Source organism: Moraxella sp. K1664 (assembly GCF_039693965.1).
In the GTDB taxonomy this organism is placed as follows: Bacteria; Pseudomonadota; Gammaproteobacteria; order Pseudomonadales; family Moraxellaceae; genus Moraxella.
Genome location: NZ_CP155576.1, coordinates 1,969,983 through 1,985,822 on the forward strand (window position 1 = coordinate 1,969,983; position 15,840 = coordinate 1,985,822).

Here is a 15,840-nt window from a genome sequence, read left to right on the forward strand (position 1 = left end):
TTACTTTGGTAGTTGTGGCGGTTTGTCAGGCTTGGGTAGTGGGTTTTTGGCATTGGTCTCACTGTTCATGTCAAGCCCCATCTCGCCCGCCTGAGCAGGCTTGTCATCTTGCTTGACTTTATCGAGCATGCCTTGGCTTAGGTCGGTTTTGGCGACATTGACCGCATTTTGGATGTCTTTTAGGGGGTCTGTTTTTTTACTGCCTAGGCGACGAACGACCGAACCACTAGGAATGGCAGTTTCTTTGACGTTGTCATCATAAATAATCCGTCCTTCGCTGTCAATGCGTGCGTATTTGACACTTTCATTTCTAGGAATGAAAAAGTCCCGTGGGCGCGAGATGAAATGTTTGAACATCAGCTCGCCCAAATCTTTCCACTGGCTAAAATGTACTTCTTTGGAACGCAGGGCAATCATGAGCGACAGCGAAAAACTAACAATCAGGTTCACCATACCGATGAGTAACACGCCAACAAAGGCATATAGGGCAAGTTGCCATGTCAAATCAGTAGGGGATAAGAAAAACAGTCCATGTACAAGGTTGGCGGAGGCAAAGGCGATGTGGCGAATGTCAAGTGGCAGTCCAAGCATATAGCCGATGGTGGCGGTACTGCCCAAAAAACAGCCAAAGATAAAGTTACCCATAATCGCCCCAAGATTGGCTTCTACAAAACTGCCAAGACGATTTTGCCAGTTTTGGGGCATGAGACGGGCAAGCAGGCGATGACGTTTGACCCGCTCGCCGATTTTGTTAAAGGCGGCAAGGTTGTCATAATACCCCGAGATAAGTCCTGATAGGAACAAAAATACCCCAGCGATGGCAGCGTGTGGCAAGGAGAGTGAACGCAAGGGGTCAAGCTCGTGAAGTAGATAAGCAGCCTTTTCGGTGCTAATCATCGGCTCGCCATAGAACTGCACCCAGCCAAAGGCGATAAGTAGGGCGATGGGCATGGTGATGGAGATGTTGCCCATGATGGCGATGAACTGCGTTCTTAGGATATCAACAATGAGTTCGGCAAGTTTGGTCAGCTGTTTGGTTTTTTTGTTGCCACTCTCGGAGATGGTGGAGGCGATGGCGGCGGCGGTCATGGCAGGCTGTTTGGTGGCGACCGTTCCCCCTGCGATGTGAATGCCGACAAAGCCAAGCCCATAAATCATGCTGTTCATGAACGCCTTGCCGATGGGGGCAAGGACAAGCGATGAGCCTAGGATTTTTAAGGTTGCCATAAAGGCGATGAAAAATCCGCCAATGGCTGCCTTTTTGTACATTTTTTTGTAGCCGAGCTTGTCGGTGCTGATGTAATGCTCGCCCACTTGACCTGAGTTTTCGGTGATTTTACGAGACAGCAGGCGGGTGTTGTTTTTGATGAGATAGCCAAAGCTGTATCGAGTTTTGGCGGTGCGGACAATCTCTTGGGTCAGCTCTACGATGGCTTTATCACGGCTTTTATTTTTGTCAGAGACAAGTTCAAGTAAGATGTGCATGCGATGAATGCTTTGCTCTAAGCGAACGAGCATGTTGGTCATGCGAATGGAAATGCCTGTTTTGTACACTCGTTTACGAATGTTTGCCACGATGTCACTGCATTGCTCTAACATGACGAGCAAGGGGGCAGGGTCAATGTCCACATCAGGCATGGTGTCGGTCATGGCGTCCAAGTTATGGGCTTGACGGTACTGATTGACGAACAGGACGGTTTCTTGGTTTTGGGCGACAAAGGCGGCGGTGTAGTTTAAAATCTGCGGATAGGTATCCATCATCTCGGTGTGTAGCCCAATGCCACTGATGCGATAGGATAAGATGACCAAGGCGTTTAGTATGCTGTTTTTAGCACTGGCGACCAGCTCTAAACTGCTCTCATCAACCTTGATAAGTTCCACCAGCTCATCCCAATGCTCAGGCGTGATGAGTGATAGCCATTTCTCATCGGTCGCCCCGTCAAAGAGATAGTGGGCAAGTTCCACCACCGAGTCTTCTTTGGGCAGTAGGGGCAAAAAACGATGTCCTATCAAGCGGTTAATGCTGTGTGAAAAGCTGTCATCAGAGATAATGCCCGTATCTGCATAGAGTGTGATACGCTGATAACTGTCTGTCAAACGCAGGATGAATGCCGCCAGTCCTGCACCATATTCAGGATTTTCTTTTAGGATGTCAATGAGTTCACGGATTTTGGCATTGACCGCTTCTTCATCATCGCCCGTCACTCTTAGGGCATCAATGAAACGTTTCAAAGACGCAGGTTCGGGCAACTCTTGGAGTAGGCTGATGTATTGTAAAATATGGCGTAAGTCAGAGCTATGGTCTAGCAAAAGGTTATCCTTAATGAGCATTTAGATAAATGGACTATTTTAGCACAGTTTTTGGGGATAATTATAAAGCAATGAGCGATTTTTCTTATTTTTCATTGCAAATGCCAAAGGCGGGTACGTCTTAAATATGTTCTAAAATAGTGAGAGATTTTTTTTGTGGTTTGATAAAATGACAAATCAGGTTGTCTTGCCTGTTTAATGGAACTTATTGGGAGAGATGAAAAAATAAAAATCGGGACGTCTGCCCGATTTTTATATAGCACAAATAATGGCATAAATTTATCACATAAATTTACCCAAAAAACCCTTTATCAAATGCCATGATGCTATCCGCCCCGTTTTTTGCCATGACGGCATGAGCGTGCAGGCGGGGCAGGATACGAGCGACAAAGTAGTCAGCGAGACGGACTTTATCGGCATAAAAATCTCCGTCCTTATCCGCACATGCCTTGACGGTCAGCACATACATATAGGCATAGCACAGATAACCCACCGTGTGTAGATAATCCACCGCTGAGCCGTTAATGGCGTTGGGGTCGGCAGTTGCAACCTTGATAAGCTGTTCGGTCAAGTCCGCCACCGTATCGCACGCCCTTAGCGTTTCACTCTTTAATGGGCTGTCGGGCAGGGCATTGGCGGACACTTTGATTTCATCAATAAACGCACTCATCGCTCGTCCACCGTCCTTGACGACTTTTCGCCCGAGTAGGTCTAGGGCTTGAATGCCGTTGGTGCCTTCATAGATTTGGCTGATACGGGTATCACGCACGATTTGCTCCATGCCCCACTCTTTGATATAGCCGTGTCCGCCAAACACCTGCTGGCAGTCAATGGTCGCATTAAATGCCATGTCGGTCAAAAACGCCTTGGCAATCGGGGTCAGCAGGGCGACCTTGGCGGAGGCGGTTTTTTTGGCATTGTCATCATCGGAGAACTTAGCGGTATCAAGTTCACGAGCCACATACATGGCAAAGGTGCGAGAAGCCACGCTGTTTGCTTTGGCGTTTAGAAGCATACGTCGTACGTCCGCATGATGAATGATGGGGTCGGCAGGTTTGTCAGCATTTTTAACCCCGTCATCGGCTCGCCCTTGCAAGCGGTTATGGGCATAATTGCAAGCGTTTTGATAAGCAAGCACGCTCGCCCCAAGCCCTTGTAGTCCCATCGTTACCCGTTCGTAGTTCATCATGACAAACATACTTGCCAAGCCTGTATTCTCCGCCCTCACCATATAGCCTGTGGCGTTGTCAAAGTTCATGACGCACGTGGCGGACGCTTTTATGCCCATTTTATGCTCAATGGAGCCTGCCGATACGCCATTACGCTCGCCCAAACTGCCGTCTGCATTGACCAAAAATTTTGGCACGATAAACAGCGATATGCCTTTTGAGCCAGCTGGGGCGTTGGGCGTTTTGGCAAGCACCAGATGAACGATATTTTCCGTCAAATCATGCTCGCCTGCGGTGATAAAAATCTTGGTGCCTGTGATGGCATACGAGCCGTCAGCGTTGGGGACAGCTTTTGTTTTGATAATCCCCAAATCCGTCCCTGCGTGTGGTTCAGTCAGACACATCGTCCCCGACCACTCGCCACTGTATAGCTTGGGCAGGTACAGAGCCTTTTGTTCATCGCTACCGCTTGCCAGTAGGCACAATGTCGCCCCTACAGTAAGGTTAGGATATAGAGCGAATGATTGGTTGGTGGCAAACAGCATCTCTTCAGTGAGCATACTTACCATTTTTGGCATGCCTTGCCCGCCATATTCAGGGTCGCCCCCAAGCCCAATCCACCCAGCATCAGCATAGGCTCTAAATGCGTCTTTAAAGCCCTGTGGCGTGGCGACTTGTCCGTCTCCAAGATAGCTTGCCCCTTCTTCATCACCTGATTGGTTTAGGGGCAACAGCGTGGACGTGGCAAATTTTGCCATTTCGTCCAAAATCATGTCCACGGTGTCGCCATCCACATGGGATAGGGCAGGCGTGTTTTGCCAAAAGGTTGGTGCATCAAAAATGTCGTTTAACACAAAACGCATTTCATCAAGAGGGGCGGTATAAGATAGGGTCATGGCGATGTCCTTGTGTCCGTTAAAAATAGAAAGTGAAAAATCATGATAAAATTTAACCAAAAAACCGCCATTTGGCAAGGGCTGATTTGAACTGATGGGTCATTTATAAATATGTTGATAAAATTATTGTTATATTGTATTGCAAGTGTTATTTTTTTATTAAATCTCTTTCCAAACCAAAAATAAACCCTTATAAGTATTGGGGTTGAAGTTTTTAAAAATCTACAAAAATCAGGGTTTGGAAAGAAGTCTATTGTATATTAACATTGTTTGGAAATTCTCAAACAGGTTTTTATTTTAGTTAAATAAGGTAATACGCATGAAAAAGTTTGCACTATCTATTTTGGCGGTGTCATCATTGGCTTTAACGGCTTGCGGTGGCGGTGGTAGTTCTGAGGCGGTAACAGGTGGTCAAACCAATCCCACCACGCCTGTGGTTAAGCCAAACCAACCAAGTAACCCACAGCCTCCTGTAACTACCAGTCAGTACACAGGTAAATCAGCAGTTATCAATACAAAAACAAATACAGACGGCGATATTGTGGCTATCAGCACTGATAACATTAATACCTTAAAAGTAAATGGTAAAACTTTTACAATCGGTCAGTCAGGCATCTCTTCTGGTACTTTTAGCGATATCAATCAAAAAGACCTGCACACAGTCATCAGTGGCACGCACATGACTCATGCCAAATACGGCTTTGTTCGTGATAAAAACGCCCAAATGGAATATTATTTTTATCAAGGCGACCAAACACCTGTAGCAAATATTCCAAAATCGGGTGTGGTTAACTATACAGGTCGTTCAACCTATGCTTGTGAAAAATGCAATGGTGAACACATTAAGGGTACATCTAAGTTTACTGCCGATTTTGGTAAAAAGACTTTGACTGGTAATATCAGTAATGAGCGTGCTAATGTTGCACTAAATGCCAAAATCTCTGGCAATACATTTAGTGGTAAAAATAGTGCAGGCACTCAGACCGAAGGTGCGTTTTTTGGTAAAAATGCCGAAGAAGTAAGTGGCATTTACCTAAATAATGGTCAGGCTTTTGCTGGTGCATTTGGTGCGAAAAAATAATCATCAAACCATCGGTGGCAAAACCCCAACAGATTCATTATCAGTTGGGGTTTTGATTTGGGTAATGGATTTGCCTATCGGTCTATAAATCATAAAATAGCGAAACTTGAAAAATATAACAACAATCAAAAATCATTCTCATTTAATGAGTATGAACAATCGTTTTCTAATTTTTAATTAAAATTCTAAAAAGTAAATCGTTGATTTTGGTTATTTTTATGGCATAAATTTTATATAAATTATTGATATTTATGGTATTTTTAAAAATGACTTATAAGTTTACAAAATAGTATTGCAATTTTTATTTTATAAATAATTCACAAAAAATGATTTTACAATGATGGTGATTTTTGTGAATATTTGCTACTTTATGCTGTTTATCTATCAATCAATACCGTCTATCGGCAGTTTACAATGTAATGATTGAACATTTAGCCAAATCGCCTATATTAAGCCTAAGTTTTTTGATTTTAATCCCAATTTACTTTGCTTAAACAGTCATAAAATGCACTCTTTTTATACCAAATAGGGCATTTGATTGGTTAGGCTACTGCGAAGAAACTGCCAAAATTTTAGTTAAACCGTTTGGTTGTTGCGTGATAATGTCCCCTGTGATGATTGGCTAAACTTATCATTATGGCAAAATTTTAGTTAAACCGTTTGGTTGTTGCGTGATAATGTCCCCTGTGATGATTGGCTAAACTTATCATTATGGGTAAATCAAAGCCACAGGCTTGATGGCGACATCATTATGATTTATCTGTCTTGTCTATTGATGTCAAGTAACCCTAAGCGTAATGGCTTATGAAGTGCTTGAATGCCCATCATAGATGATATGGATATCTAACACAGCAATCGCACCACATATCACTTACATTATGTTGTTTATGATACAAGTCGTGTGGTGTTTACGGTAAGATAGGAGAATATTATGCAAATCATTCGCACCAATAATCACCGATTTTATTATTCATTTTATGCCAATAACCCAGCAGTATTAGATAATAACACCAATCCAAATTTTAAAGCAACAACCTTTAAGCCATTTATCATCCAAAAATCTGCCCTGTGTCTATCAGAACTTAATAAACAAACTCATCAAGGTCTTTTGGGTAAATTCGCCCAAAGGCTAAGCACCACCAATAAGACAGCAACCACACTTGCCAAATGGGCATTGTGTTTGGGGACGGTGTCATTATTTGCTTTGCCTGTCAAGGGTTTTTTGACTCCGACCGTGCCCGCCCCATCATTGACTGCCTTGGAGAGCGTGATACAAAAAGGCGAGATTGTCGTGGCGACCACCAAAAGCGACAGCACCATTTTTAATCACGGCGACATCCAGCATGGCTTTGGTCATGACATCGCCCATCGCTATGCCGATGAGCTTGGTGTCCATCTTAACCTAAAAGTCTATGATAGTGAACAAGAAGCTCTAAATGCCCTACAAATAGGCGATGTGGACAGTCTGTTGGGTGTGGCACAGACGGATGTGGCAGGCGTGCGACTGGCGTGCAATGATGACACAGCAAAAAAAGTCTCGGGGCATGGTCTGAACGCCAATATGTCGCTCATGTTTCATGCTAAGGATAACAGCCTAGCACAGCATGCCAAAAACTTTCTGTGCAGTCCTGACGAGTTGGCACTCACAGGCTCTACGGCACGTTTTTATGACCAAACGTTGTTGGCAAATGAGTACAGCGATAAGCACTTTAAAAGAGCGTTAAAACAGCGTCTGCCGTTGTATGAAAATGCCTTTAAACGTGGTGCAAAGGCTCATAACCACGACTGGCAAGTGCTGGCAGTCATCAGTTATCAAGAATCGCATCTTGACCCTAATGCCATCTCACGCACGGGCGTTGAGGGGCTGATGATGCTAACCCAAGACACTGCCAAAGCGATGGGGGTAAAAAACCGCACCGATGCTGTCCAAAGTATCCAAGGCGGTGCCAAATACCTAGAAGTACTAGAAAAGCTCTATACAGATGTGCCAGAGTCTGAGCGTCTGTGGTTCGTGCTGGCGTCTTATAATATGGGACCTAACGCCGTCAAACGCATCCAAAGCGAGCTAAACGCCAAAGGGCGAGATGGCAACAGCTGGGGAGAAGTTTATGGCTACTTAGCCCAAAATGCCAGTAAGAACGGGCGATACGTCCAGTGCATGCACTACGTAGCGAACATTCGTGCGTATCTTGAAAGCATCAAAACCATGCAAGTTTGATTAATGATAAGAACATCATGAAACACAATGCTATGCAACACCTAGAAACCTTTCGCATTTTTAATGGCGAACAACAAATTTGGCAACATTCATCGGCAACACTAAATTGTGAAATGAAATTCGCCATTTATTTGCCAAGTGCCGCCAAAACCCAAAAATTGCCTGTGCTATATTGGCTATCAGGCTTGACTTGCACCGAGCAGAATTTCATCACCAAATCAGGCTTCCAGCGTTATGCCGATGAACATAATGTCATTGTCGTTGCCCCTGATACCAGTCCACGGGGCGAGCGTGTGGCGGACGATACGGCTTATGATTTGGGGCAAGGGGCGGGATTTTATGTTAATGCGACCCAACCCCCTTGGGCGGAGCATTATCAGATGTATGATTATATTGCGGGTGAGTTGCCAAGCTTGATAAATACTCATTTCCCGACCAATGGCAAACAGTCCATTTTTGGGCATTCTATGGGCGGACATGGGGCACTCGTGATTGCCTTTAAAAATCCTGATGTGTATCAAAGTGTGTCGGCATTTTCGCCCATAGTCGCCCCAAGCCAAGTTGCGTGGGGGCAAAAAGCGTTCGGTGCCTATTTGGGCGACAATCAAGCAGATTGGCAAGATTATGACAGCGTGGCATTATTGCAAAAATATCACGCCAATATCATTGCCAAAAATTTGCCGATTTTGATTGAGCAGGGCGATACAGACCAGTTTTTAGCCGAGCAATTAAAACCCGAACTGTTTTGCCAAATGGCGGATAAACTGGGCGTAAATTATGAGTATCATCTGCAAGCTGGTTATGACCATTCTTATTATTTTATCGCCACGTTTATTGGTAAGCACATTGAATTTCACGCACAGCACCTAAAAAAATGACTTAAAAAGGCGTTAAAAGGCATTAAAAAGCGTGGTAAAAGCTGGTTTTGGTTGTGCCTAACATGACCAACATACACCCTAGACAGTCCAAGTGGCTGTCTTTTTTATGCCCTTGTCCCTACCTACCCCCAAAGTAGCATTTGCCCCCTGTCTTATTCATCATTAGGATAAGCGAAAAGTTGCCCAATTCCCCTTAAAATAATCCCAAATCTTAAAATTTCCCTAAGGGGGCAACATGAGTGCAAAAAATGAACTAAAAGGCGGGGGCGTGATTCACGACTGGCGACCCGAAGACGATGAGTTTTGGGAAAATGGCGGTAAGCAGACCGCCAGTCGCAACCTATGGATTTCTATTCCTGCTCTACTACTTGGCTTTGCGGTGTGGGTCATCTGGTCGGTGGTGGTTGTGCGTATGCCTGATGCTGGCTTTAATTTTAGCAAAGATGAGTTGTTTTGGCTTACCGCCTTACCTGCCTTATCAGGGGCGACTTTGCGAATTTTTTATTCGTTTATGGTGCCTGTATTTGGTGGACGGCGGTGGACGGCTCTGTCTACGGCAAGCCTGCTTATCCCCATGCTGTGGATGGGATTTGCCCTACAAAATCCCAATACACCATTTAGCGTGTTTGTCATCATTGCTTTATTGTGCGGTTTGGGTGGGGGTAATTTCTCATCTAGTATGTCTAATATCTCGTTTTTTTATCCCAAATCCAAGCAAGGCACGGCTTTGGGGCTAAATGCAGGACTTGGCAATTTGGGCGTATCTACCGTGCAATTTGTTGTCCCTGCGGTCATTGGCTTATCAATCATTGGCACAGGCGTTACACTTGACAACGGTAAGAGCTTATATCTGCATAACGCCGCCTTTGTGTGGGTGCCTTTTATTGCATTGATGGCGATATTGGCATGGTTTTTTATGAATGATTTATCCTCTGCCAAAGCATCTTTTAAAGACCAATCCATCATCTTTAAACGCTATCACAACTGGGTCATGTGCATACTGTACTTGGGGACTTTTGGTTCATTTATCGGCTTTTCAGCGGCGTTCCCCATGCTCATCAAGCAATCTTTTGCTGACATTGACCCCTTGAAAGTCGCTTTTTTAGGTCCTTTGGTGGGAGCGATATTCCGTCCTGTTGGTGGCTGGCTTGCTGACAAAATGGGTGGGGCAAGGGTTACGTTTTTTAACTTCATTGTCATGGCGGTAGCAACCGTTGGCGTGATTGTCTTTTTGCCAAAAGATGGCACAGGTGGCAGTTTTGCAGGGTATTTTGCTTGCTTTATGGTGTTGTTCATCACCACAGGCATTGGCAATGGTTCAACCTTTCGCATGATTCCTGTCATTTTTCGCACACTTCACGAACGCAAAAACTCGCCCGACCTTATCAATGTCGCCAGAAAAGAATCGGCGGCGGTGGTTGGGTTTACAGGAGCATTTGCTGCCTATGGGGGGTTTTTCATCCCTAAGATGTTTGGCTGGTTTGGGGTAAATAGTACGCTTATCATGCTCATCGTCTTTTATGTGATTTGCCTTATGATTACATGGTGGTATTATGGTCGTAAAGGGGCGGAATACCCGTGCTAAGGCTAACCAAAAACGCTGCTTTTTAAGTGGCGTTTTTTTGCTGTTTTTTTGCTGTTTTTGTTATAATGCGTTGGTTAGACTTCCTGCAAAACCCCAAATTAAAGAAAACTGCTCAAAGTGAGCTAGCCTGCCCATAACGGTTTTCCGCCACCCGCAGGCATAGCTCAGATACCATGATACCCCACCTAAGTCAATGGTTTTTTAAGTATCTGGTATCTAGTATCTTACAAACTAACTTAAAGATACTTGTTGCTCAAAGGATGTTTGGGTTTTGATAACACCAAAACAGATATGTACCAATTTACGCATACAAGCACATAAGGCTTGCATTTTGGTTTTACCGTTTTGTTGTAATCGTTCATAAAATGCCTTAATGGTGCTATTATAACGAATGGCACTCATTGCAGACATATACAGCTTAGCACGCAAAGAGACTTGCCCTTGTTTGGACAGTTTGGTTGCTCCCTTAAAGACACCTGACTGTCTTTGTTTGGGTATTAAGCCTAAAAACGAAGCCATCTGTGAGGCTTTTTTAAATTGTTTGGTATGTATTAAGCATACCACTTCTTTGGCAATAACAGAACCAATACCGTCAATGGTTTCAAGTAAGGTTTTGTCTTGCTTTAAACTTGGTTGTTTGTCAACAAAGTCATCAATGTCTTTGGTGAGTTTGGCAATTTCCTCTTGAAGGACACTGATGACTGTTTGCATGGATGCTTTAACCAAATCGGGCAGATTGGGTGATAAGAGCAACTCTTGTCGGTTTTGCTCTCGTTGCAAATCTTCTTTGAGTGCTTCTAAGCGAGCCAATAGAGCTTTTAGCTGTTTGGCTTCAATGCTAGGTGCTACCCAAACCTCAGGCTTGTGGCTATAACCATACCTTGATAAAATAATGCTGTCTTTTTTATCAGTTTTATGGATTACCCCCAAACTGTCTGCAAATTTGCGGACATAGTTAGGATTGACAATGCTTTGCTTGATATTATTATCATCAAGAAACTCACTTAGGTGTTCATGATAAACCCCTGTTGCTTCTAGGATGATGTGTAGCTCATCAAGATGATTGCTGACATTGGTTTTTAACCAAGCAAGCAGTAAATCAAAGCCTGCTTTGTTGTTGTTAAAAACCTTGGTTTTTACTTTATTTGTGCTTGGGTTTATAAATGCAACATCAAACTTTGCTTTGCTGATGTCTATGCCAATATAGTGTATCATCTGTCTCTTGCCTTGTTTATGCAGTGTCTGTTTTAATAAACGCACTTAGATACCATTCAGAGTTAAGATGACAAGCAAAGGACACCATCTGAGCACCAGTGTTAAGACACTAAGGGCGAACCCGTGTTCTCTTTGCTTGTATAACCCAACAACATTCTAGCAGATAATCTAGGTTTGGTGTTGGGTTGATACAAGGGCGAACGGAAAACTAGTTTTGCAGGAAGTTTAATGATTTTTTAGATAGTCTCATAGATTTTGTACCACACTCGCCCAATCTTAACAACCAAAATTGACATTTATCATCAAAAAATCCAACCCCACGCCACACCTACCCCCTTAGTATTATCCCCCTAGCCGTCAAGTTAATACCTTAATTTGGCGGTTTTCTTTATAGTAAGCTCATCAATTTAGCCAAAAACTTTTTAAGTTTAGCCAACCCACAAGGGGGATTTATGAGCCATTTATTAGACCAATTCCGTTTTTTTAAGAAAAAAACGGGCGAATACGCTGACGGACACGGCGAGATTCGTGATGAAAACCGTGATTGGGAGAACAGCTACCGCAGTCGTTGGCAGTTTGACAAAATTGTCCGTTCCACTCACGGCGTGAATTGTACAGGTTCATGTTCATGGAAAATCTATGTCAAAAACGGACTGGTAACGTGGGAGACTCAGCAAACCGACTACCCACGCACTCGCCCAGATTTGCCCAACCACGAACCTCGTGGTTGCCCTCGTGGTGCATCTTATAGTTGGTATATGTATTCTGCCAACCGTGTCAAATACCCCAAAGTACGTAAGCCTTTGTTAAAACTGTGGCGTGAGGCCAAAGCAACTTACAAAAATCCTGTGGATGCATGGGCGAGTATCGTAACCGACCCAGCTAAGACCGAACAATATAAATCCAAGCGTGGCATGGGGGGTTTTGTTCGTTCATCATGGAATGAGGTTGTTGAGATTATCGCCGCCTCCAACATTTATACCGCTAAGACCTTTGGCCCTGACCGCATCATCGGGTTTTCACCCATTCCTGCCATGAGTATGATAAGCTACGCCGCTGGTTCTCGCTATCTGTCGCTCATCGGTGGGGTATGTTTGTCGTTTTATGATTGGTATTGCGACTTACCGCCAGCATCTCCGATGACATGGGGTGAACAAACAGACGTGCCAGAGGCTGCCGATTGGTATAATTCTGATTACATCATCGCATGGGGGTCAAACGTGCCCCAAACCCGTACCCCAGATGCTCACTTTTTTACCGAAGTACGTTACAAAGGCACAAAAACAGTTGCCATCACACCTGACTATGCCGAGATTGCCAAACTGTGCGACCTATGGCTAAACCCAAAACAAGGCACAGATGCGGCTTTGGCACAGGCATTTTGTCATGTGATTATCAAAGAATTTTATCTAAAAAATCCAAGTGCCTATTTTATCGATTATGCCAAACGCTATACCGATTTGCCCATGCTTGTCATGGTAGAGGGTGAAGGGCAGTCAGCACGAGCAGGGCGTTTTTTACGTGCATCTGACTTAGTGGATAACCTAGGTCAAGACAACAACCCTGAATGGAAAACCATCGCCGTCAATGACAATGGTGAACTTGTGTCGCCTTATGGAGCAATTGGTTACCGTTGGGGCGAGAGTGGTCGTTGGAATTTAGAGAATAAAGAGGGTACAAATAATACAGACGTAAACCTAAGCCTAACTCTAAAAGGCTCAGGTGAGATAACAACCGTTGGTATGGATTACTTTGGCGGTGATGAACATCCTTACTTTACCGCAGCCCAAGGTGACAGCATCCAGTATAAAAACGTGCCTTGCAAAACGCTTACATTGGCAAATGGCGAAACGGTCAAAGTGGTAACAGTCTTTGACTTAATGCTTGCCAATCTTGGCGTGGACAATGGCGTGGGCGGTCAGCACGTAACCGATGATTATAATGACGAAACCGTGGCAGGCACACCTGCTTGGCAAGAAAAAATCACAGGCGTAAGCCGTGAAAAAGTCATTCAAATCGCTCGTGAATTTGCCGACAATGCCGACAAGACTCATGGCAAGTCGATGGTCATCATCGGGGCAGGCATGAACCACTGGTATCACATGGACATGAACTACCGTGGCGTTATCAATATGCTTATGCTGTGTGGCTGTATCGGTCAGACAGGGGGCGGTTGGGCTCACTATGTCGGTCAAGAAAAACTAAGACCGCAGACAGGCTGGGCTCCTGTTGCCTTTGCTCTAGACTGGCACAGACCGCCACGCCACATGAACGGCACGAGTTTCTTTTATAATCATAGCTCACAATGGCGACACGAGAAAGTCTCGGCTCATGAGATTCTATCGCCACACGCTGATAAATCACAGTTCCCTGAGCATATGCTTGACTACAACGTGCGTGCTGAGCGTGCAGGTTGGCTACCATCTGCCCCACAGCTTAACATGAACCCCTTGGAGCTTGGTCGTCTTGCCAAGTCATCAGGGCAGGACATTGAGAGCTATGTTGTGGACAATCTGGCAAATGGCAACGTGCGTTTTGCTGCCGAGTCGCCTGACAATCCTGCCAACTTCCCCCGCAACCTATTCATCTGGCGGTCAAACCTGCTTGGCTCATCGGGTAAGGGGCATGAATATATGCTTCACTACCTACTAGGCACCAAGCACGGTATCCTAGGCGAAGAGACCATTCATGACGGCATTCGCCCGACTGAGATTGACTTTGAGCCAAATGGGGCAACGGGCAAACTTGACCTTGTTACCACGCTTGATTTTAGAATGTCGTCCACCTGTCTGTACTCAGACATCGTGCTACCGACTGCCACATGGTACGAAAAAGACGACTTAAACACGTCTGACATGCACCCCTTTATCCACCCCTTGACTGCCGCCACCGACCCTGCGTGGGAGTCTAAGACGGACTGGGAGATTTATAAGCTCATCGCCCAAAAATTCTCTGAGCTGTCTGTCGGTCATCTTGGCGTGGAGACGGACATCGTAACCTTGCCCATGCAACACGACAGCGAAGGCGAGCTGGCTCAGCCCTTTGGCGGAACGGACTGGAAAACCCAAGGCGTACGCCCCGTCCCTGGTAAGAACTGCCCACACATCAAAGTCGTGGAGCGTGATTATCCGTCCACGTATGCCAAATTCACATCGCTTGGCACGCTCATGGACAAGCTTGGTAACGGCTCAAAAGGTATCACATGGGACACCAAGGAAGAAGTTAAACTGCTTGGCGAACTCAACTACACCGTTACCGAAGACACCGTGGCTCACGGTCGCCCACGCATTAATACCGCTGTGGACGCTGCTGAGACGGTGCTTATGCTTGCCCCTGAGACCAACGGACACGTTGCGGTCAAGGCATGGGCGGACTTGTCAAGCAACACAGGGCGAGACCACACGCACCTTGCCAAATCGTCCGAGCATGAAAAAATCCGTTTCCGTGATATTGTCGCTCAGCCCCGTAAGATTATCTCATCCCCAACTTGGTCGGGATTAGAATCTGAAAAAGTCAGCTACAATGCAGGCTACACCAACGTGCATGAGCTCATCCCTTGGCGTACCATCACAGGTCGTCAGCAGTTCTACCAAGACCATCCGTGGATGCAGGCGTTTGGCGAGCAGATGCAACAATACCGCCCACCGATTGACACAAGAACGACAGATGAGCTAAAACGCTATAAGTCAAATGGCAACAAAGAGATTGTACTAAACTTCCTAACGCCACACCAAAAATGGGGCATTCACAGTACTTACTCTGAGAACCTGCTCATGCTAACCCTATCCCGTGGTGGGCCTATCGTGTGGATGAGTGAGATTGATGCCAAAAAAGCAAGTATCGAAGACAACGATTGGATTGAAGTCTTTAACCACAACGGCACAATCACCGCCCGTGCGGTCGTCTCTCAGCGTGTCAAAGAAGGCATGACGATGATGTACCACGCCCAAGAAAAGCTTGTGAACATCCCTGGTTCTGAAAACTCAGGCACCCGTGGCGGTATTCACAACTCAGTAACTCGGGCAATCCTAAAACCCACGCACATGATTGGCGGTTATGCCCAGCAAGCGTACGGCTTTAACTACTATGGTACGGTCGGCTGTAACCGTGATGAGTTCGTGGTGGTGCGTAAGATGGCGAACATCGACTGGCTAGAAGGCAAGCCTGACGACAGTCTGCCACGTCCATTGCCTACTACTTTGGACTGATAAACCGCCAAGTTTATCCCTTTTGGTAGGATAGTAAACTTTCAGCAAAGGGGATAAACTAGGGCGTGTTGAATCTTTGTATTTGCAATGAAAAATGAGAAAAATCGCACGTTTTTCAAGGAAAAGTCCGCAGTTGACATTGAAATATCAACAAGGATTTTGACGAGGAAAAACAAGATTTAGCCATTTTTTCATGCAAGAACAGTGATTTTATTTTACAAAATTTCAAATTGTAGTTTGTGTTATAAAGGTTCGACACGCCCTATTCAATTTTGACCTA

At 45.1% G+C, this 15,840-nt stretch carries 8 protein-coding genes; 5 read left to right on the forward strand and 3 right to left on the reverse strand.

Annotated features, from left to right (window positions below; translation table 11 throughout):
- Positions 1 to 2,310 (reverse strand): site-specific recombinase, encoded by a 2,310-nt coding sequence (locus AAHK14_RS09790; protein ID WP_065255730.1) that lies wholly within the window; start codon positions 2,308 to 2,310, stop codon positions 1 to 3.
- A gap of 292 nt (positions 2,311 to 2,602) precedes the next feature.
- Positions 2,603 to 4,375 carry an acyl-CoA dehydrogenase C-terminal domain-containing protein gene (locus AAHK14_RS09795; protein ID WP_194092666.1) on the reverse strand — a complete coding sequence of 591 codons (1,773 nt, stop codon included), beginning with the start codon at positions 4,373 to 4,375 and terminating at the stop codon, positions 2,603 to 2,605.
- 319 nt (positions 4,376 to 4,694) lie between these two features.
- Between AAHK14_RS09795 and AAHK14_RS09800 the strand changes: the two genes are divergently transcribed.
- From AAHK14_RS09800 to AAHK14_RS09815, 4 genes are all read left to right on the forward strand, one after another.
- Positions 4,695 to 5,456, forward strand: coding sequence for a Slam-dependent surface lipoprotein (locus AAHK14_RS09800; RefSeq protein ID WP_062500910.1), 762 nt, complete (start codon positions 4,695 to 4,697; stop codon positions 5,454 to 5,456).
- A gap of 931 nt (positions 5,457 to 6,387) precedes the next feature.
- Positions 6,388 to 7,674 carry a transglycosylase SLT domain-containing protein gene (locus tag AAHK14_RS09805; protein ID WP_194092665.1) on the forward strand — a complete coding sequence of 429 codons (1,287 nt, stop codon included), beginning with the start codon at positions 6,388 to 6,390 and terminating at the stop codon, positions 7,672 to 7,674.
- A 32-nt stretch (positions 7,675 to 7,706) separates the two neighbouring features.
- Positions 7,707 to 8,552: an S-formylglutathione hydrolase gene (gene fghA, locus AAHK14_RS09810; protein ID WP_194092670.1), complete on the forward strand. Its 846-nt coding sequence runs from the start codon at positions 7,707 to 7,709 to the stop codon at positions 8,550 to 8,552.
- A gap of 235 nt (positions 8,553 to 8,787) precedes the next feature.
- Positions 8,788 to 10,137 (forward strand): NarK family nitrate/nitrite MFS transporter, encoded by a 1,350-nt coding sequence (locus AAHK14_RS09815; RefSeq protein WP_062500916.1) that lies wholly within the window; start codon positions 8,788 to 8,790, stop codon positions 10,135 to 10,137.
- A gap of 231 nt (positions 10,138 to 10,368) precedes the next feature.
- On the opposite strand, the gene AAHK14_RS09820 is transcribed toward AAHK14_RS09815, so the two are convergent.
- On the reverse strand, positions 10,369 to 11,397 hold the full coding sequence (locus AAHK14_RS09820; RefSeq protein WP_083108321.1) for an IS110 family transposase: 1,029 nt from the start codon (positions 11,395 to 11,397) through the stop codon (positions 10,369 to 10,371).
- A gap of 407 nt (positions 11,398 to 11,804) precedes the next feature.
- Between AAHK14_RS09820 and AAHK14_RS09825 the strand changes: the two genes are divergently transcribed.
- A complete protein-coding gene (locus AAHK14_RS09825; RefSeq protein WP_065256879.1) occupies positions 11,805 to 15,560 on the forward strand; it encodes a nitrate reductase subunit alpha in 3,756 nt (1,251 codons plus the stop codon).
- Positions 15,561 to 15,840 lie beyond the last annotated feature (280 nt).

What these genes read in the sequence shown, in the direction of transcription:
- AAHK14_RS09795 (WP_194092666.1), bottom strand. Translation starts at nt 4,375, where the DNA reads ATGACCCTATCTTATACCGCCCCTCTTGATGAAATGCGTTTTGTGTTA.
- AAHK14_RS09800 (WP_062500910.1), top strand. Translation starts at nt 4,695, where the DNA reads ATGAAAAAGTTTGCACTATCTATTTTGGCGGTGTCATCATTGGCTTTA.
- AAHK14_RS09805 (WP_194092665.1), top strand. Translation starts at nt 6,388, where the DNA reads ATGCAAATCATTCGCACCAATAATCACCGATTTTATTATTCATTTTAT.
- fghA (WP_194092670.1), top strand. Translation starts at nt 7,707, where the DNA reads ATGCAACACCTAGAAACCTTTCGCATTTTTAATGGCGAACAACAAATT.
- AAHK14_RS09815 (WP_062500916.1), top strand. Translation starts at nt 8,788, where the DNA reads ATGAGTGCAAAAAATGAACTAAAAGGCGGGGGCGTGATTCACGACTGG.
- AAHK14_RS09825 (WP_065256879.1), top strand. Translation starts at nt 11,805, where the DNA reads ATGAGCCATTTATTAGACCAATTCCGTTTTTTTAAGAAAAAAACGGGC.